This window comes from Pseudomonas sp. HTZ2 (genome assembly GCF_033173945.1).
Classification (GTDB): domain Bacteria; phylum Pseudomonadota; class Gammaproteobacteria; order Pseudomonadales; family Pseudomonadaceae; genus Aquipseudomonas; species Aquipseudomonas guariconensis.
Genome location: NZ_CP137332.1, coordinates 4,729,142 through 4,747,879, shown reverse-complemented (window position 1 = coordinate 4,747,879; position 18,738 = coordinate 4,729,142). Strand labels below are relative to the sequence as shown.

The following is an 18,738-nucleotide window of genomic DNA, read 5'->3' as shown; positions in this document are numbered from 1 at the left end:
ACCCGCTCCCGCAGACCACACCTGTGGGCGCGTGCTTGCCTGCGAAAAGGCCGATACAGACAATCCCCTTTATAATCACCCGCTTGTTGCCTGCGAGATCTGTCATGAGCGCCATCCACATCAAGTACCCCGCCCTGACCTTCAAGGCAGGCCAACGCGCCTTGCGCCAGATCCGCGAGCGCGGCCTGCGGGCAGCCGATGTGGGCGTATTGCCAGGCGCCGCTGGTGGCCCCAAGCCACTGGGCATCCAAGGGCTGGACCTGGCGCTGTTTGGTGAGTGGCTGCCCTCGGCCCCGCGCCAACGCGCACTGATCGGTGCCTCGATCGGTGCCTGGCGCTTCGCCAGTGCTTGCCTGAGCGACCCCGTCGATGGCCTGCGCCGCCTGGGTGAGTTGTACACCGAGCAAAATTTTGCCAAAGGCGTGACGCCGACCGAAGTCAGCCAAAGCTGCACGCGCATGCTCGATGAACTGCTGCAAGGCCGCGATGGGCAGATACTCGCCAACCCGCATTACCGCCTGAACATCATGGTGGTCAAAAGCCACGGCCTGCTCGCCGACGACCATCGCGCTCGCCTGGGCATGGGGTTGTCCTCAGTGATCGCCAACAACCTGCTGGGCCGCTCGCGCCTGGCGCGGCACTTCGAGCGGGTCATCCTGCACGACGGGCGTGCCGCGCCGCCGCTGGACGCCCTGACCGATTTCCCGTCGCGCTGCCTGCCACTGGACCTGGCCAACTTGCGCCAAGCCCTGCTCGCCTCAGGTTCGATCCCCATGGTGATGGAAGGCGTACGTGACATTCCCGGCGCAGGCGCCGGCACCTACCGCGACGGCGGCCTGCTCGACTATCACCTGGACCTGCCCTACCAGGGCGACGACCTTGTGCTCTACCCGCACTTCACCGACAAAGTGGTGCCCGGCTGGTTCGATAAAGCCTTGCCTTGGCGCCGCGGCGATGCCACGCGTCTGCAGAACGTGCTGCTGATGACGCCATCGCCCCAGTACCTGGCCGCTCTGCCCTACGGCAAGCTGCCAGACCGCAACGACTTCAAACGCTTCATGGACGATGCACCTGCGCGAAAGCGTTACTGGTACAAGGCCATTGCCGAGAGCCGGCGCCTGGGCGACGAACTGCTGGAGCTGATCACCACCGGGCGGCTGCATGAACAGCTGCAAGCCTTGTAACGGGCATGCTGATAAACTGCATGCCAGCATTGTTTTCAAGAGTCTCTAAAGCGTGGAAATCTTCAAAGAATTTACTTTCGAATCGGCCCACCGCCTGCCCAACGTTCCCGCCGGGCATAAGTGCGGTCGCCTGCACGGCCATTCGTTCAAGGTCGGTCTGCACCTGACCGGGCCGCTCGACCCTCACACCGGCTGGATCCGCGACTTCGCCGAGATCAAGGCGATCTTCAAGCCGATCTACGAACAGTTGGATCACAACTACCTGAACGACATTCCAGGCCTGGAGAACCCCACCAGCGAAGTGATCGCCAAGTGGATCTGGGACCAGGTCAAGCCCCTGCTGCCGGAGCTGTCGAAGGTCCGCATCCATGAAACCTGCACCAGCGGCTGCGAATACAGCGGCGACTGAGTTCGCTGGACGGGCGCCTGCGCGGCGCCCCTGCTCGCGGTCGGCGGGCTAACCCAGCGCCTGCTTGAGAAAGGACGGCGCGATGTAGCGTTGGTAGTGCGCTTCGGAAAGCAAGAAAAACTCCCGGTCAATGGCATCGCGCAACTGCGGCAGCTCCCAGTCGCGAAACTCTGGCAGCAAGGCCATGCCGTAGGCTTCCAGGTCCCGGATCATGCGCGCGCCGCGGGCGATCAACTGATAGGCCCAGCAATACTCGGACTGGTGCGCCAGAAAACGAATCGAACGTTGCTCCAGTTGCTGGCGCAGGCATTGTTTGTCGAACACTTCCAGCTTGGCCATCATCACCTGCACCAGCAATTGCTCCAGGCGCTGCCAGACGGCACGTTTTTCGTCCTCGTCGTAGCTGTTCCAGTGGATCACTTCATGATGAAAGCGCTTGCAACCCCGGCATACCAGGTCGCCATAGACCGTGGAACAGAGCCCTACGCAAGGGGTTTTGATGGAGTGGTTGGACATGTACAGACAACAGCCTGGCGGTGGAACACCCGGCAATGTTAGCCCTTTGTCTAAGCAGGGTCACTCGTTAAAGTCGTATGCGCCGCCTTACGTTCGCCCTTTTTTTCCCGTAGAATCACACCGCCTTTTCAAGGCACCAATGTCCGTTGGAAGCTGTTTTCAAAGCGTCACGAGCACAGTTCATCCGGTAGAACGGCGTTGGCCGGGGCATGCCACCGTGCATGGCCCGCGCCAGCCCTCATCAGCTCACCGTTCTACAGGCGTAAAACTTTGAAAGCAGCTTCTGTAAGGATTCTCTGCGACCCTGGCTGGGCGGCCCACAAAGCCGTCATTGCGCATGGGTGCAAAGAATGCTGGATGAGCGTCCCGGACTCCCCTTTAGGGACCACTGATGAGGGTAATAACTGTGCTTGAAGCCTACCGCAAACACATCGAAGAGCGTGCCGCCCTGGGCATCGTGCCCCAGCCGCTTAACGCCGAACAAACTGCAGGCCTGGTCGAGCTGCTGAAAAACCCGCCGGCCGGCGAAGAAGCCTTCCTCGTAGACCTGATCACCCACCGCGTTCCCCCAGGAGTCGACGAAGCCGCCTACGTCAAGGCCGCTTTCCTCTCCGCCATCGCCAAGGGCGAAGCCAAATCCCCGCTGATCGACCGCAAGCATGCCACCGAGCTGCTGGGCACCATGCAGGGCGGCTACAACATCGAGACGCTGGTCGCGCTGCTGGATGACGCCGAACTGGGCGCCGTCGCGGCCGAACAGCTCAAGCACACCCTGCTGATGTTCGATGCCTTCCACGATGTGGCTGAAAAAGCCAAGGCCGGCAACGCTCACGCCAAAGCCGTCCTGGAATCCTGGGCTGCCGGCGAATGGTTCACCGCCCGCCCGGCCATCGCCGACAAGTACACCCTGACCGTGTTCAAGGTGCCTGGCGAAACCAACACCGACGACCTGTCCCCTGCCCCGGACGCCTGGTCGCGCCCTGACATCCCACTGCACGCCCTTGCCATGCTGAAGATGGCCCGTGACGGCATCGAGCCGCAGCAGCCTGGCTCGGTCGGCCCACTGGCCCAGATCGAAGCGGTCAAGGCCAAGGGCTTCCCGGTCGCCTATGTCGGTGACGTGGTCGGTACCGGTTCCTCGCGTAAATCGGCCACCAACTCGGTGCTGTGGTTCTTCGGCGACGACATCCCGTACGTGCCGAACAAGCGCGCCGGCGGCTTCTGCTTCGGCACCAAGATCGCCCCGATCTTCTACAACACCATGGAAGACGCCGGCGCCCTGCCGATCGAATTCGACTGCACCAACCTGGCCATGGGCGACGTCATCGACGTCTATCCGTTCAAAGGTGAAGTACGCCGCCATGGCAGCGACGAGCTGGTCACCACCTTCGAGCTGAAAACCGAAGTCCTGCTGGATGAAGTCCGCGCTGGCGGCCGTATCCCGCTGATCGTCGGCCGTGGCCTGACCGAGAAAGCCCGTGCCGAACTGGGCCTGGGCGCTTCGGATCTGTTCAAGAAGCCAGAGCAGCCTGCCGACACCGGCAAGGGCTTCACCCTGGCGCAGAAGATGGTCGGCCGCGCTTGCGGTCTGCCAGAAGGCCAGGGCGTGCGTCCAGGTGCCTACTGCGAGCCGAAGATGACCACCGTCGGTTCCCAGGACACCACCGGCCCGATGACCCGCGACGAGCTCAAAGACCTCGCCTGCCTGGGCTTCTCCGCCGATCTGGTCATGCAGTCGTTCTGCCACACCGCGGCCTATCCGAAGCCGATCGACGTCAACACCCACCACACCCTGCCGGATTTCATCCGTACCCGTGGCGGCGTGTCCCTGCGTCCAGGCGACGGCATCATCCACAGCTGGCTGAACCGCATGCTGCTGCCTGACACCGTCGGCACCGGTGGCGACTCGCACACCCGCTTCCCGATCGGCATTTCCTTCCCGGCCGGTTCCGGCCTGGTCGCCTTCGCCGCTGCCACCGGCGTCATGCCGCTGGACATGCCAGAGTCGGTACTGGTTCGCTTCAAGGGCAAGCTGCAGCCTGGCATCACCCTGCGTGACCTGGTCCACGCCATCCCTTACTACGCCATCCAGCAGGGCCTGCTGACTGTCGAGAAGAAGGGCAAGAAGAACATCTTCTCCGGTCGCATCCTGGAGATCGAAGGCCTCAATGAGCTGACCGTCGAACAAGCCTTCGAGCTGTCCGACGCCTCGGCCGAGCGTTCCGCCGCCGGTTGCACCATCAAGCTGCCGGAAGAGTCGATCGCCGAGTACCTGAAGTCCAACATCACCCTGCTGCGCTGGATGATCAGCGAAGGCTACGGTGATGCCCGTACCCTGGAGCGCCGCGCCCAGGCGATGGAAGCCTGGCTGGCCAAGCCTCAGCTGCTGTCCGCCGATGCCGACGCCGAGTACGCTGCGGTCATCGAGATCGACCTGGCCGACGTCAAGGAGCCTGTGCTCTGCGCGCCGAACGACCCGGACGACGCCCGTCTGCTGTCGACCGTCGCCGGCGACAAGATCGACGAAGTGTTCATCGGTTCGTGCATGACCAACATCGGTCACTTCCGCGCTGCCGGCAAGCTGCTGGACAAGGTCAAGGGTGGCATTCCAACCCGTCTGTGGCTGGCCCCGCCAACCAAGATGGACGCCCACCAGCTGACCGAGGAAGGCTACTACGGCATCTACGGCAAAGCCGGTGCGCGCATGGAAATGCCAGGCTGCTCGCTGTGCATGGGTAACCAGGCACGTGTACAGACCGGTTCGACCGTGGTCTCCACCTCGACCCGTAACTTCCCGAACCGTCTGGGCGACGCCACCAACGTCTACCTGGCTTCGGCCGAGCTGGCCGCAGTTGCCTCGATCCTCGGCAAGCTGCCGACCGTCGAAGAGTACCTGCAGTACGCCAAGGACATCGACAGCATGGCTGCCGACGTCTACCGCTACCTGAGCTTCGACCAAATCGCCGAGTTCCGCGAAGCGGCGGCCAACGCCAAGATCCCAGTGGTCCAGGCGTAATGAGCGGCAAGCTGTAAGCTACAAGCTGTAATAAGAAGCCCCGGCAGAGATGCCGGGGCTTTTTTGTGGGCCTTGCATTGACTGCCCTGGACGCCTGGCAGGCACAAGCAGATGGAACAACGTGCGGGTTTACCCGCGAGAGGCTGGCAAGGCGCGCTCACATCACAAAGAGATCGACAAACCGCTGCACCGCTGTGCCTTCCAGCCTCGCCTGATCCTTGCACAAGGCAAAGATCTCATCACAGCGCTGACGCACGAACCGCGTCGCCAGGTTCTCCCTGAACTTGGCCTCCAACAGCGGTATGCCCTCCCCGCGCCGCCGCCGATGGCCGATCGGGTACTCCACCACCACCTGGGCGGTATGGGTCCCGTCCTTGAAAAACACCTGCAGCCCATTGGCAATGGAGCGCTTGTCCGCCTCCAGGTATTCCCGGCTGAAGCGCGGCTCCTCGACCACTTCCATCTTCTCGCGCAAGCGATCGATGCTGGGGTGGGCAGCATGGAATGCGTCCTCGTAGTGCTCAGCTACCAGGTTGCCGAAGATCAGTGGTACTGCAGTCATGTATTGCAGGCAGTGGTCACGATCGGCCGCATTGGCCAAGGGGCCGACCTTGGAGATGATGCGGATCGCCGACTCGTTGGTGGTGATGACGATGCGATCGACTTCGTGCAGGCGATTGCGCACCTGCGGGTGCAGCGTCACGGCAGCCTCACAGGCCGTCTGCGCGTGGAATTCGGCCGGGAAGCTGATCTTGAACAGCACGTTCTCCATGACATAAGTGCCGAACGCTTGAGGGAGACGCAACGTGCGCTGGTCGACGGGCTTGAGCGCCAAGTCCTTGTTGGTATGGCTGAACGAGACATCGTAAAAGCCCCACTGCGACGCCGTGAGTACGCCCGGTACGCCCATCTCGCCACGCATGGCGATATCGGCCAGGCGCACTCCCCGACTGGACGCATCGCCCGCCGCCCACGACTTGCGCGAGCCGGCATTGGGCGCATGACGGTACGTCCGCAGCGCCTGGCCATCGACGAAGGCATGGGACAAGGCCGAGAGCAATTGCGCCCGATTGGCGCCCATCAGTTTGGCGCACACTGCCGTGGAGGCAACCTTGACCAGTACCACGTGATCGAGGCCGACGCGATTGAAGGCGTTTTCCAAGGCCAGCCCCCCCTGGATCTCGTGTGCCATGACCATGGCTTCGAGCACCGTTCGCATGGTCAGCGGCGATTCACCGTTGGCCACGCGTTTTTGCGAAAGGTGGTCGGCAACCGCAAGGATGCCGCCCAGGTTATCGGAGGGATGGGCCCATTCGGCGGCCAGCCAGGTGTCGTTGTAATCCAGCCAACGCACGGTACAGCCGATGTCCCAGGCAGCCTTGACCGGGTCCAGCCGGTAGGCCGTACCGGGCACCCTTGCGCCATGAGGGACCACGGTGCCCTCCACCAGCGGGCCGAGGTGCTTGGTGCATTCAGGAAAGCGCAGCGCCAGCAAGCCACAGCCCAGGGTGTCCATCAGACAGTTGCGGGCGGTATCCAGGGCTTCGACCGACTCGACCTGGTAGTCGAGTACGTAGTCGGCGATGGTCTGCAGGACCCGGTCGTAGTCCGGGCGGTCGTTGAGGTCTACGTTGGCGCTCATTGTCTGCTCCCTTGAATAGGGGGCCGCAGCGCAGCCCCTTCTCAACGCAAGCCGAGCGCCAACGACGTGCTAGAAGCTATCGCCAGGCACGCGCACCCAGCCTTCCATCAACACGCGAGCACTGCGGCTCATGATCGCTTTGGTCACGGTCCATTCACCGTCCACCTTGCGCGCCTCGGCCCCAACCCGCAAGGTGCCAGAGGGATGACCGAACCGCACAGCGCTGCGCTCGCCGCCGCCAGCGGCGAGATTGACCAGCGTGCCCGGAATGGCCGCGGCAGTGCCAATCGCCACCGCTGCAGTCCCCATCATGGCGTGGTGCAGCTTGCCCATCGACAGCGCGCGCACCAGCAGGTCGACATCGCCCGCCTCGACAGGCTTGCCGCTGGACGCGGTGTACGACACCGGCGGCGCGACGAAGGCGACCTTCGGCGTGTGCTGGCGCCCCACCGCCTGGTCGACATGCTCGATCAGCCCCATGCGCACTGCGCCATAGGCGCGGAGTGTCTCGAAGCGCATCAGCGCGGCAGAATCGCCGTTGATGGCATCCTGCAGCTCGGTGCCGGTGTAACCGATATCGGCAGCATTGACGAAGATGGTCGGGATCCCGGCATTGATCAAGGTCGCCTTTAAGGTCCCGACACCCGGTACCTCCAGATCATCGACCAGATTGCCGGTGGGGAACATCGAACCACCGCCGCTCTCCTCGTCGGCAGCCGGATCGAGGAACTCCAGCTGCACCTCGGCGGCCGGGAAGGTCACGCCGTCGAGCTCGAAATCACCAGTCTCCTGCACCTCGCCGTCAGTGATCGGCACATGGGCGATGATGGTCTTGCCGATGTTGGCCTGCCAGATGCGCACGGTGGCGATGCCGTTGCGCGGAATGCGCGCCGTATCCACCAGGCCTGCGCTGATTGCGAAGGAACCGACAGCGGCCGACAGGTTGCCGCAATTGCCGCTCCAGTCGACGAACGCCTTGTCGATGGAGACCTGGCCGAACAGGTAGTCGACGTCATGCTCAGGGCGAGTGCTGCGCGCGAGGATGACCGTCTTGCTGGTGCTGGAAGTGGCGCCGCCCATGCCGTCGATCTGCTTGCCGTAGGGGTCGGGGCTACCGATCACCCGCAGCAGCAGCGCGTCGCGCGCCGGGCCCGGTTGCTGGGCGCGCTCGGGCAGGTCTTGCAGACGGAAGAACACGCCTTTGCTGGTGCCGCCACGGATGTACGTTGCGGGAATCTTGACTTGCGGTACATGTGCCATGTTCGAATTCCTGTTTGCACGCCCCTGTGAGAGCACGTTTACTCGCCAAAGCGTGAGCACGGGCAACAGTGTTGCCTGATCGAACGCTTCGCGGGCAAACCCGCTCCCACAAGGACCGTGCTGCTCCTGTTTAGGCGGTCGCTTCCAGGAAGTCCTGGGCAAAGCGCTGCAGCACACCACCCGCCTCGTAGATCGACACTTCCTCGGCGGTATCCAGACGGCAGGTCACCGGCACCTCGAGGCGCTCGCCGTTACGACGGGTCACCACCAGGGTCAGGGTCGCACGCGGGGTACGCGCGCCAAGCACGTCATAGGTCTCGCTGCCATCCAGGTCCAGGGTCTTGCGGTTGGTGCCCGGCAGGAACTCCAGCGGCAACACGCCCATACCCACCAGGTTGGTGCGGTGGATGCGCTCGAAGCCTTCGGCGACGATCGCCTCGACCCCGGCCAGCCGCACGCCCTTGGCCGCCCAGTCACGGGATGAGCCCTGGCCGTAGTCGGCGCCGGCAACGATGATCAACGGCTGCTTGCGCTCCATGTAGGTCTCGATGGCTTCCCACATGCGGGTCACCTTGCCTTCCGGCTCGATGCGCGCCAGCGAACCCTGTTTCACGCTGCCGTCTTCCTTGCGCACCATCTCGTTGAACAGCTTGGGGTTGGCGAAGGTGGCGCGCTGGGCGGTCAGGTGATCACCGCGGTGGGTGGCGTAGGAGTTGAAGTCCTCTTCCGGCAGGCCCATTTTCGCCAGGTACTCACCCGCAGCGCTGTCGAGCATGATGGCGTTGGACGGCGACAGGTGGTCGGTGGTGATGTTGTCCGGCAGCAGCGCCAGCGGGCGCATGCCACGCAGCGTACGCTCGCCAGCCAGGGCACCTTCCCAGTACGGCGGGCGACGGATGTAGGTGCTCATTGGACGCCAGTCGTACAGCGGCGCAACCTTCGGCCCGGTGTCCTGCTCGATGGCGAACATCGGGATGTACACCTTGCGGAACTGCTCCGGCTTGACCGCTGCCTGGACCACGGCGTCGATTTCCGCATCGCTCGGCCAGATATCCTTCAGACGGATTTCCTTGCCATCGACCACACCCAGCACATCCTTCTCGATGTCGAAGCGGATGGTGCCGGCGATGGCGTAGGCCACGACCAGGGGCGGCGAAGCCAGGAACGCCTGCTTGGCATACGGGTGGATGCGCCCATCGAAGTTGCGGTTGCCGGACAGCACGGCGGTGGCATACAGGTCGCGGTCGATGATTTCCTGCTGGATCTTGGGGTCCAGCGCACCGGACATGCCGTTGCAGGTAGTGCAGGCGAAGGCGACGATGCCAAAGCCCAGTTGCTCCAGCTCCTTCTCCAGCCCGGCTTCTTCCAGGTACAGCTGCACGGCCTTGGAGCCTGGCGCCAAGGAGGACTTGACCCACGGCTTGCGGGTCAGGCCCAGCTTGTTGGCATTGCGCGCCAGCAGGCCTGCAGCGATCACATTGCGCGGGTTGCTGGTGTTGGTGCAGCTGGTGATGGCAGCGATGATCACCGCACCGTCTGGCATCTGCCCGGGGACTTGCTCCCAGGCACCGGCGATCCCCTTGGCGGCCAGGTCGCTGGTCGCGACGCGGGCGTGGGGGTTGGACGGGCCAGCCATGTTGCGCACCACGCTCGAGAGATCAAAGCTCAGGACACGCTCATATTCGGCCTTGGCCAGGCTGTCGGCCCACAGGCCGGCGGTCTTGGCATAGGTTTCCACCAGCCTGACCTGTTGCTCTTCACGGCCGGTCAGCTTGAGGTAATCGATGGTCTGTTGGTCGATGGCGAACATCGCCGCCGTCGCGCCGTACTCCGGCGCCATGTTGGAAATGGTGGCGCGATCCCCCAGGGTCAGGGCGCGGGCACCTTCACCATGGAACTCCAGGTAGGCACCGACCACCTTCTGCTTGCGCAGGAATTCGGTCAGCGCCAGGACCAGGTCGGTGGCGGTGATGTTCGGTTGCAGCTTGCCGGTCAGTTCGACGCCGACGATTTCCGGCAGGCGCATCCAGGAGGCGCGGCCGAGCATGACGTTCTCGGCTTCCAGGCCACCGACGCCGATGGCGATCACGCCCAGCGCATCGACGTGCGGAGTATGGCTGTCGGTGCCGACACAGGTGTCCGGGTAGGCCACGCCATGATCGTTGTGGATGACCGGGGACATCTTCTCCAGGTTGATCTGGTGCATGATGCCGTTGCCCGGCTGGATCACATCGACGTTCTTGAACGCCTTCTTGGTCCAGTTGATGAAGTGGAAACGGTCTTCGTTGCGGCGATCTTCGATGGCGCGGTTCTTTTCGAACGCCTGCGGGTCGAAACCACCGCATTCCACCGCCAGGGAGTGATCGACGATCAATTGCACCGGCACCACCGGGTTGACCTGGGCCGGGTCACCGCCTTTTTCGGCGATGGCATCACGCAGGCCCGCCAGGTCGACCAGGGCGGTCTGTCCGAGAATGTCGTGGCAGACCACGCGCGCCGGGAACCATGGGAAGTCCAGATCGCGCTTGCGCTCGATCAACTGCTCCAGGGAAGCGTTGAGGGTAGCCGGATCGCAACGGCGCACCAGGTTCTCGGCGAGCACGCGGGAAGTGTACGGCAGGCCATCGTAGGCGCCGGGCTTGATCGCCTCGACGGCCGCGCGGGCGTCGAAGTAGTCCAGGTCGGTGCCTGGTAGGTTCTTGCGAAATGCGGTGTTCATATCGTTATCAGGCTCGGTCACGGTTTACCTAAGCGGGCACCACCCCTGCAGGAGCGGGCTTGCTCCTCTCCTGCAGGGAACGCGGAGCGCTCTGTTTCAACGCTGCTCGATGGGCACGAACTTGCGTTGCTCGACGCCAACGTACTCGGCACTCGGACGGATGATGCGGTTGTTGGCGCGCTGTTCGAAGACGTGCGCAGCCCAGCCGGTCAGGCGCGAGCAGACGAAGATCGGAGTGAACAGCTTGGTCGGGATGCCCATGAAGTGGTACGCCGAGGCATGGTAGAAGTCGGCGTTGGGGAACAGGCGCTTCTGCTCCCACATGGTCTTGTCGATCGCTTCGGAGACCGGGTACAGCACGGTGTCACCCACTTCATCGGCCAACTGCTTCGACCAGCCCTTGATGACCTCGTTGCGCGGATCGGACTCTTTGTAGATCGCATGGCCAAAGCCCATGATCTTGTCCTTGCGCTCAAGCATGCGCAGCAGCTCGGCAACGGCCTCCTGCGGGCTCTGGAAGCGCTCGATCAGCTCCATGGCCGCTTCGTTCGCGCCGCCGTGCAGCGGGCCGCGCAGCGAACCGATGGCTGCAGTGATGCACGAATACAGGTCCGACAGGGTCGAGGCGCAGACACGGGCGGTGAAGGTCGAGGCGTTGAACTCGTGCTCGGCGTAGAGAATGAGCGAGACATTCATCACCTTGACGTGCAGCTCGCTCGGCTTCTTGCCATGAAGCAGGTGCAGGAAGTGGCCGCCCAGGGTGTCTTCGTCGCTGGTGCAATCGATGCGTACGCCATGGTGGGTGAAGCGGTACCAGTAGCACATGATCGCCGGGAAGACGGCCAGCAGGCGGTCGGTCTTCTCGCGCTGGGCCTCGAAGGTCAGTTCAGGCTCCAAGGTGCCCAGTACCGAGCAGCCGGTGCGCATCACGTCCATCGGGTGGGCGTCGCGGGGGATGCGTTCGAGCACTTCCTTGAGGGCCTGAGGCAGCTCGCGCAGGCCTTTGAGCTTGCGTTTGTAATCAGCCAGCTCTGCCTTGGTCGGCAGCTCGCCGTACAGCAGCAGGTAGGCGACTTCTTCGAATTCGGCACCGGCCGCCAGATCGCGGACATCGTAGCCACGGTAGGTCAGGCCGGCACCGGCCTGGCCAACGGTCGACAGCGCGGTCTGGCCGGCCACCTGGCCACGCAGGCCTGCGCCACTGAGTACTTTTGCTTCGGCCATGGTGTGTTCTCCTTTCTTGAATTTGTTATCGAAATCTTGCTGGCTAATTCGGTTGCCTGTGCCGGCCTCATTCGTGGGGTGAAACCCACTCCTGCAGGTCCGGCGCATCATCGAGCATCAGCGAAAACCCTGTGGGAGCGGTCTTACCTGCGAACCGGCCGCTCACTCCTGCACAGCCTCGAACCTTCAGCCTTTCTTCTGGGCGAACAGCGCATCGAGGCTTTGCTCGAAGGCGTGATAGCCGATGGCATCGTAGAGCTCCATGCGCGTTTGCATGGTGTCGACAACGTTCTTCTGGGTACCGTCGCGGCGCAGTGCGGTATAGACGTTCTCGGCTGCCTTGTTCATGGCCCGGAAGGCCGACAGCGGGTACAGCACCAGCGAGACATCGACCGAGGCCAGCTCTTCGGTGGTGTACAGCGGCGTGGCGCCAAATTCGGTGATGTTGGCCAGGATCGGCGCCTTCACGCGGTCAGCGAAGGTCTTGTACATCGAAAGCTCGGTGATCGCCTCGGGGAAGATCATGTCGGCACCGGCCTCGATGCAGGCGGCGGCGCGGTCCAGGGCGGCGTTCAGGCCTTCGACGGCCAGAGCGTCGGTACGAGCCATGATCACGAAGCTGTCATCGGTGCGGGCATCCACCGCGGCCTTGATGCGGTCGACCATTTCCTGCTGGGTGACGATTTCCTTGTTCGGGCGGTGGCCGCAGCGCTTGGCACCGACCTGGTCCTCGATATGAATGGCCGCCGCGCCGAACTTGATCATCGAGCGCACGGTACGGGCCACGTTGAAAGCCGATGCACCGAAACCGGTGTCGACATCCACCAGCAACGGCAGGTCGCACACATCGGTGATCCGGCGCACGTCGGTCAGCACATCATCCAGGCCGCTGATGCCCAGGTCAGGCAGGCCCAGGGAGCCCGCCGCGACACCGCCGCCGGAGAGGTAGATGGCCTTGAAGCCGGCACGCTTGGCCAGCAGGGCATGATTGGCATTGATGGTCCCGACCACCTGCAACGGATGTTCGGCGGCAACCGCGTCACGGAAACGCTGGCCGGGCGTGCTCTTCAAAGTCATGACTCACCTCGTGGGCTATTGTTGTCGGCGCCTTGGTAGTGACGCTCGATGTTGCGCTTGGATGCGCCGATGTGGCGACGCATCAGCAGTTCGGCCAGCTCGCCGTCACGGTCGGCAATGGCATCGAGAATGCGATGGTGTTCGGCGAACGCCTGGCGTGGACGATTGGGCGTGGCGGAAAACTGGATGCGGTACATGCGCACCAGCTGGTACAGCTCGCCGCAGAGCATCTTGACCAGGGTCTGGTTGCCGCTGCCCTGGATGATCCGGTAGTGGAAGTCGAAATCGCCTTCCTGCTGGTAGTAGCCGACGCCGGCCTGGAACGCCGCGTCGCGCTCGTGGGTGTCCAGTACCCGGCGCAACTCATCGATCTCGGCTAGGCTCATACGCTCGGCAGCCAAACGACAAGCCATGCCTTCAAGCGATTCACGGATTTCGTACAGCTCGATGAGTTCGGCGTGATTGAGCGACACCACCCGGGCACCGACATGCGGAACCCGAACCAGCAAGCGCTGGCCTTCCAGACGGTGAATGGCCTCGCGCAACGGGCCACGGCTGATCCCATAGGTGCGAGCCAGTTCCGGTTCGGAGATCTTGCTGCCCGGGGCGATCTCGCCTTTGACGATGGCCGCCTGGATACGCCGGAAGACGTTCTCCGAGAGCGTTTCCGACTCATCCGACGCAGACAGGAGCGCTTGGCTTGCATCCAACATATTGTCGACACCTTGCGTTTCAATAGCGCCAAAGCTAGCTAAACGGAGCAATGGAGTCAAAGACAAAATCAATATTGTCGACAATCGTCTAAGAACGAACTTACCCGATACACCTGCTGTCAGATCGCGGCGCGCTGGCGTCCAACTGTCGGCGTGATAGAATGCCGCGCCTCCCAAGGGAGTATGGATAGTGTGTCTGCCAACCTTTTCAGCGTGTTGACAGATGAACGAGGATGCTTGCGCAGTACTTGCCAGTCGCCTTGCCCCGAACCCGCACAGCACCGCGCCAGGATTTATGAGACTTACACCCGCTTCATTGCTGTTCTGCCTCGCCCTGCTGCCGGCCCTTGGCCAGGCGGGAGAAAAGACCGTGTACGGCCTGAATGAATATGCGCGCCTTTCCGATCTTGATCTGGAGGTGGCGGCCAAACTCGACACTGGCGCCAAGACCGCGTCCCTGAGTGCCCGAGACATCAAGCGCTTCAAGCGCAACGGCGAAAGCTGGGTACGTTTCTACCTGGCCATCGATGCTGCCCATTCGCATCCGATCGAGCGTCCCTTGGCCCGCGTCAGCAAGATCAAGCGCCGGGCCGGCGACTACAACCCCGACGAAGGCAAGGCCTACACCGCCCGCCCGGTCATCGAACTGGATATCTGCATGGGTCAGGCCAGGCGCACCATCGAGGTCAACCTCACCGACCGCAGTGCCTTCCAGTTCCCGTTGCTCATTGGTTCCGAGGCGCTCAAGCACTTTGACGCGCTGGTCGACCCAAGCCTTAAATACGCGGCCGGCAAACCTGCCTGCGCCACCAAAGCTCCCACCGCAGAGTAATTCCGATGCGCTCTCTTACCCTTCACCTGAAAGTCCTGATCACCGTCCTGGTGCTCCTGGGCGTGCTGGTCACGGCCTATCAGATCTTCATCCTTGGCATCCCGGTGACCGAGGATGAAACCGACGATTTGTGGAACATCGACGCCAAGGTCGAGTTCGTCGCCAACTCGAAGGACCCGGTCAAGGTGCAGATGTTCGTGCCCCCCCTGAACCGTGACTATGTCAGCCTCAACGAGAGCTTCATCTCCAACAACTATGGGGTGAGCGTCAACCGCGCCGACGGCAACCGCAAGGTGACCTGGTCGGCCCGCCGAGCCAGCGGCAACCAGACCCTTTACTACCGCCTGGTGCTGACCAAGCGCTACAGCAACGAGAAGACCACGGTCAAAGGCCCGACCTTCCGCGACAGCCTGGCGGTCGAAGGCCCTGAGAAGATCGCCGCTGAAGCGCTGATGGCACCGATCCGCCAGCATTCGGCCGATGTCGAGACCTTCGTCAGCGAGACCATCAAGCGGGTCAACAACCTCAACGACGACAACGTCAAGCTGCTGCTGGCCGGCGATACCTCGTCGATGAAGAAAGCCCAAGTCATCGACCTGCTGCTGTCCATCGCCCACGTGCCGATGGAGAAAGTCCACACCATCCGCCTGGTTGCCGACACCCCGCAAACACCCGAACTGTGGCTGCGCAGCTTCAACGGCAACGACTGGCTGTACTTCAATCCCGATACCGGCGAACAGGGTCTGCCCAGCGATCGCCTGCTGTGGTGGACCGGTGATGACAACCTGATCACCGTCGATGGCGGCAAGAAAGCCAACGTCACCTTCAGCATGAACAACAGCGAGATGAACGCCATCCGCCTGGCCAAGCTGACCGACGAGAACACCGACGCCGACTTCCTGGAATACTCCTTGTACGGCCTGCCCCTGCAGACCCAGCAAACCTTCATGATCATGGTGATGATCCCGATCGGCGTGCTGGTGATCCTGGTGCTGCGCAACCTGATCGGCATCCAGACCCTCGGCACCTTCACCCCGGTCCTGATCGCCCTGGCCTTCCGCGAAACCCAGCTGGGCTTTGGCATCATGCTGTTCACGGTGATCACCGCCCTGGGTCTGTCGCTGCGCTCGTACCTTGAACACCTGAAGCTGCAGATGCTCCCGCGCCTGTCGGTGGTGCTGACCTTCGTCGTGGTCCTGATCGCCGCCATCAGCCTGTTCAGTCACAAGCTGGGTCTGGAACGCGGCCTCTCGGTGGCCCTGTTCCCAATGGTGATCCTGACCATGACCATCGAACGCCTGTCGATCACCTGGGAAGAGCGTGGCGGCGGCCATGCCATGAAGGTGGCCATCGGCACCCTGTTCGCTGCTTCGCTGGCGCATCTGCTGATGATGGTGCCGGAGCTGGTGTACTTCGTCTTCACCTTCCCGGCCGTACTGCTGATCCTGGTGGGCTTCATGCTGGCGATGGGTCGCTACCGCGGCTACCGCCTGACCGAGCTCGTTCGCTTCAAGGCTTTCGTGAAGGCTGACGCCTGATGTTCGGACTGATCAAGACCTGGAAAGCCCTGGAGGCCCGGGGCATCATGGGTATCAACCGGCGCAACGCGGACTACGTCCTGAAGTACAACAAGCGCCACCTGTACCCGATCGTCGACGACAAGATCATCACCAAGGAGCGTGCGATCAAGGCCGGCATCCATGTGCCGGAGATGTACGGCATCATCGAGACCGAAAAGCAGATCGAGAAACTCGACCAGATCATCGGCAACCGCAACGATTTCGTCATCAAACCGGCCCAGGGGGCCGGTGGTGACGGCATCATGGTGATCGCCGACCGCTTCGAGGACCGTTACCGCACGGTGTCGGGCAAGATCATCAGCCACGAGGAGATCGAGCATCAGATCTCCAGCATCCTCACCGGGCTCTATTCGCTCGGAGGGCACCGCGACCGCGCGCTGATCGAGTATCGAGTCACCCCGGACCAGATCTTCAAGAGCATCAGCTATGAAGGGGTGCCGGACATTCGCATCATCGTGCTGATGGGCTACCCGGTGATGGCCATGCTGCGCCTGCCGACCCGCCAGTCCGGCGGCAAGGCCAACCTGCACCAGGGTGCGATCGGCGTGGGCGTGGACCTGGCCACCGGCCTGACCCTGCGTGGCACTTGGCTGAACAAGATCATCAGCAAGCACCCGGACACCACCAACGCGGTGGATGGCGTGCAGTTGCCGAACTGGGATGGCTTCATGAAGCTGGCAGCCAGCTGCTACGAACTGTGCGGCCTGGGCTACATCGGGGTCGACATGGTCCTGGACCAGGACAAAGGCCCGCTAATTCTCGAGCTCAACGCCCGCCCGGGTCTGAATATCCAGATCGCCAACGACTGCGGCCTGACCCAGCGCACCCACGCCATCGAGGCGCACCTGGAAGCGCTGGCCAAAGACGGCGTGAAGGAAACCGCCGAGCAACGCGTACGCGTGTCCCAAGGCCTCTTCGGGCACGTTCACCCGCAATAAACCCAGGGCTGCCTTGCAGCCCATCGTAGGCTTCGCCGGCCCCCACAGTGCAAGCGCTTTTACTGTGGGAGCCGGCTCAGTCGCGAACGAGCCTAGCCTCGCCATCTGCCATCTTCTCCGCCCGACAGCTTTGCGCTTCTCCCACAGGCGAATACAATCCCCCTCCTCGCTTTGTCATCGCCGTCCACTCTGATGCCAACCTGTACGCTTCACCCCCTGCCCTATCAGATCGACCCCGCTGTCCATTTCGCCCGCCTGCGTCAGGCGCCGGGCGCGATCCTGCTCGACAGTGCCCGCCCCGGCGCCGAGCGTGGTCGCTTCGACCTGCTCAGCGCCTGGCCGTTGCAGCACTTGCAAGCCGAGGCGGGAGAAGATGGCCGAGCCTATCTGCAACGCCTTCGCGATGCTCTTGCTCATCTGGGTCACGCGACGTTGCCCGACGACATCGAACTGCCGTTCGCCGGCGGCCTGATCGGCTACCTGAGCTACGATTTCGGTCGACGCCTGGAGCACTTACCCAGCCAGGCTAAGGATGACCTTGGCCTGCCGGACGCGCAGCTGGGCCTGTATGCCTGGGCCATGGTCAGTGATCATTTGCGCTGCACGACACACTTGGTGTTCCACCCCAGCCTCGAGGCCGGCGAACGCGCCCGCCTGATCGAGCTGTTCGAAACGCCTGAGGCCGATGAGGCAAGCGATTTCACTTTGCTCGCGCCGATGCGCGGTGACCTGCATCCTACGCAATACCGAGACGCGTTCGATCAGGTACAGGCGTACATTCAGGCAGGCGACTGCTACCAGATCAACCTGACTCAGCGTTTCCGCGCCCCCTGCCAAGGCGACCCGTGGCGGGCGTATCAGGCGCTGCGCAAGGCCTGCCCGACGCCGTTCTCCGGCTATCAGCAGCTGGCCGACGGCAGTGCCTTGCTGAGCTTCTCGCCGGAGCGCTTCATCCAGGTAAGCCAGGGCCAGGTTGAAACCCGGCCGATCAAAGGCACCCGCCCTCGCTCCGCCGATCCGCAGCAGGACGCACGCAACGCCGCCGAGCTGCAGAACAGCCCCAAGGATCGCTCGGAAAACCTGATGATCGTCGACCTGCTGCGCAACGACCTGGGGCGCACCTGCCAGATCGGCTCGGTCAAGGTGCCTGAGCTGTTCAGCCTGGAAAGCTACCCCAACGTCCACCACCTGGTCAGTAGCATCACCGGGCGCCTAGCCGCCGGCAAGGATGCCCTGGACCTGATCGGCGACAGCTTCCCCGGTGGCTCGATCACCGGCGCCCCGAAAATCCGCGCCATGCAGATCATCGACGAGCTCGAGCCGACGCGCCGCGCGCTGTACTGCGGCTCGCTGCTGTACGTGGACGTACGGGGCGAGATGGACAGTTCCATCGCCATTCGCAGCCTGTTGGTCAAGAAAGGTCAGGTCTGCTGCTGGGGCGGTGGCGCAGTGGTGGCCGACTCCGAATGGCAGGCCGAGTACGAAGAGTCCATCGCCAAGGTGCGGGTATTGATGGAAACCCTGCAAAGCTTGTGACCGTTGGCGCCTCTTCACGGGCCGAACCGCGAAGAGGCGCCTCAAGGCAAACGTCTACCTGCCATTTTTTGTTACCATCGGCTCACTACGAG

14 protein-coding genes are annotated in these 18,738 nt (G+C 63.0%); 7 read left to right on the top strand and 7 right to left on the bottom strand.

Going from position 1 to position 18,738, the window contains the following annotated elements:
• The first annotated feature begins 104 nt into the window (after nt 1-104).
• On the top strand, nt 105-1,184 hold the full coding sequence (locus tag R6G97_RS22025) for a hypothetical protein (RefSeq protein ID WP_043213988.1): 1,080 nt from the start codon (nt 105-107) through the stop codon (nt 1,182-1,184).
• 52 nt (nt 1,185-1,236) lie between these two features.
• Nucleotides 1,237-1,593, top strand: coding sequence for a 6-carboxytetrahydropterin synthase QueD (queD, locus tag R6G97_RS22020; protein WP_043213989.1), 357 nt, complete (start codon nt 1,237-1,239; stop codon nt 1,591-1,593).
• Between the two features lie 48 nt (nt 1,594-1,641).
• On the opposite strand, the gene R6G97_RS22015 is transcribed toward queD, so the two are convergent.
• Nucleotides 1,642-2,109, bottom strand: a complete 468-nt coding sequence (locus R6G97_RS22015; protein WP_090346856.1) for a DUF1289 domain-containing protein — start codon at nt 2,107-2,109, stop codon at nt 1,642-1,644.
• Between the two features lie 406 nt (nt 2,110-2,515).
• Here R6G97_RS22015 and acnB point away from each other — a divergent pair, with 406 nt between their 5' ends.
• On the top strand, nt 2,516-5,125 hold the full coding sequence (gene acnB, locus R6G97_RS22010) for a bifunctional aconitate hydratase 2/2-methylisocitrate dehydratase (RefSeq protein WP_043213992.1): 2,610 nt from the start codon (nt 2,516-2,518) through the stop codon (nt 5,123-5,125).
• 157 nt (nt 5,126-5,282) lie between these two features.
• Here the strand turns inward: acnB and prpD are convergent, their stop codons facing one another.
• From prpD to R6G97_RS21980, 6 genes are all read right to left on the bottom strand, one after another.
• A complete protein-coding gene (gene prpD, locus R6G97_RS22005; RefSeq protein WP_317847531.1) occupies nt 5,283-6,767 on the bottom strand; it encodes a 2-methylcitrate dehydratase in 1,485 nt (494 codons plus the stop codon).
• 69 nt (nt 6,768-6,836) lie between these two features.
• Nucleotides 6,837-8,027 carry a 2-methylaconitate cis-trans isomerase PrpF gene (gene prpF, locus R6G97_RS22000; protein WP_317847530.1) on the bottom strand — a complete coding sequence of 397 codons (1,191 nt, stop codon included), beginning with the start codon at nt 8,025-8,027 and terminating at the stop codon, nt 6,837-6,839.
• A 130-nt stretch (nt 8,028-8,157) separates the two neighbouring features.
• Nucleotides 8,158-10,746, bottom strand: coding sequence for a Fe/S-dependent 2-methylisocitrate dehydratase AcnD (acnD, locus tag R6G97_RS21995; protein WP_043213999.1), 2,589 nt, complete (start codon nt 10,744-10,746; stop codon nt 8,158-8,160).
• A 96-nt stretch (nt 10,747-10,842) separates the two neighbouring features.
• Nucleotides 10,843-11,970 carry a bifunctional 2-methylcitrate synthase/citrate synthase gene (prpC, locus tag R6G97_RS21990; protein ID WP_043214001.1) on the bottom strand — a complete coding sequence of 376 codons (1,128 nt, stop codon included), beginning with the start codon at nt 11,968-11,970 and terminating at the stop codon, nt 10,843-10,845.
• Nucleotides 11,971-12,156: 186 nt separating this feature from the next.
• Complete coding sequence (gene prpB, locus R6G97_RS21985; RefSeq protein ID WP_043214002.1) at nt 12,157-13,047, bottom strand: methylisocitrate lyase; 891 nt, start codon at nt 13,045-13,047, stop codon at nt 12,157-12,159.
• Nucleotides 13,044-13,760 (bottom strand): GntR family transcriptional regulator, encoded by a 717-nt coding sequence (locus R6G97_RS21980; RefSeq protein ID WP_043214004.1) that lies wholly within the window; start codon nt 13,758-13,760, stop codon nt 13,044-13,046. Before R6G97_RS21980 ends, prpB begins: the two co-directional genes overlap by 4 nt.
• A gap of 295 nt (nt 13,761-14,055) precedes the next feature.
• On the opposite strand from R6G97_RS21980, the gene rloA reads away from it, so the two are divergent.
• The 4 genes from rloA (at nt 14,056) to pabB (ending at nt 18,646) form a co-directional block, all read left to right on the top strand.
• Nucleotides 14,056-14,592 carry a retropepsin-like aspartic peptidase RloA gene (rloA, locus tag R6G97_RS21975; protein ID WP_043214007.1) on the top strand — a complete coding sequence of 179 codons (537 nt, stop codon included), beginning with the start codon at nt 14,056-14,058 and terminating at the stop codon, nt 14,590-14,592.
• A 5-nt stretch (nt 14,593-14,597) separates the two neighbouring features.
• On the top strand, nt 14,598-16,130 hold the full coding sequence (rloB, locus tag R6G97_RS21970; RefSeq protein WP_043214010.1) for an osmotic stress tolerance membrane protein RloB: 1,533 nt from the start codon (nt 14,598-14,600) through the stop codon (nt 16,128-16,130).
• Nucleotides 16,130-17,110 (top strand): alpha-L-glutamate ligase-like protein, encoded by a 981-nt coding sequence (locus tag R6G97_RS21965; RefSeq protein ID WP_043214012.1) that lies wholly within the window; start codon nt 16,130-16,132, stop codon nt 17,108-17,110. The genes rloB and R6G97_RS21965 overlap by 1 nt, the downstream gene beginning before the upstream one ends.
• Nucleotides 17,111-17,302: 192 nt before the next feature.
• On the top strand, nt 17,303-18,646 hold the full coding sequence (gene pabB, locus R6G97_RS21960) for an aminodeoxychorismate synthase component I (protein WP_317847529.1): 1,344 nt from the start codon (nt 17,303-17,305) through the stop codon (nt 18,644-18,646).
• Nucleotides 18,647-18,738: the final 92 nt, after the last annotated feature.

Bases quoted from the DNA above. Each gene is read 5' to 3' on its own strand.
- R6G97_RS22025 (WP_043213988.1), top strand. From the start codon at position 105: ATGAGCGCCATCCACATCAAGTACCCCGCCCTGACCTTCAAGGCAGGC.
- R6G97_RS22015 (WP_090346856.1), bottom strand. From the start codon at position 2,109: ATGTCCAACCACTCCATCAAAACCCCTTGCGTAGGGCTCTGTTCCACG.
- prpD (WP_317847531.1), bottom strand. From the start codon at position 6,767: ATGAGCGCCAACGTAGACCTCAACGACCGCCCGGACTACGACCGGGTC.
- prpF (WP_317847530.1), bottom strand. From the start codon at position 8,027: ATGGCACATGTACCGCAAGTCAAGATTCCCGCAACGTACATCCGTGGC.
- acnD (WP_043213999.1), bottom strand. From the start codon at position 10,746: ATGAACACCGCATTTCGCAAGAACCTACCAGGCACCGACCTGGACTAC.
- prpC (WP_043214001.1), bottom strand. From the start codon at position 11,970: ATGGCCGAAGCAAAAGTACTCAGTGGCGCAGGCCTGCGTGGCCAGGTG.
- prpB (WP_043214002.1), bottom strand. From the start codon at position 13,047: ATGACTTTGAAGAGCACGCCCGGCCAGCGTTTCCGTGACGCGGTTGCC.
- R6G97_RS21980 (WP_043214004.1), bottom strand. From the start codon at position 13,760: ATGTTGGATGCAAGCCAAGCGCTCCTGTCTGCGTCGGATGAGTCGGAA.
- rloA (WP_043214007.1), top strand. From the start codon at position 14,056: ATGAGACTTACACCCGCTTCATTGCTGTTCTGCCTCGCCCTGCTGCCG.
- rloB (WP_043214010.1), top strand. From the start codon at position 14,598: ATGCGCTCTCTTACCCTTCACCTGAAAGTCCTGATCACCGTCCTGGTG.
- R6G97_RS21965 (WP_043214012.1), top strand. From the start codon at position 16,130: ATGTTCGGACTGATCAAGACCTGGAAAGCCCTGGAGGCCCGGGGCATC.
- pabB (WP_317847529.1), top strand. From the start codon at position 17,303: ATGCCAACCTGTACGCTTCACCCCCTGCCCTATCAGATCGACCCCGCT.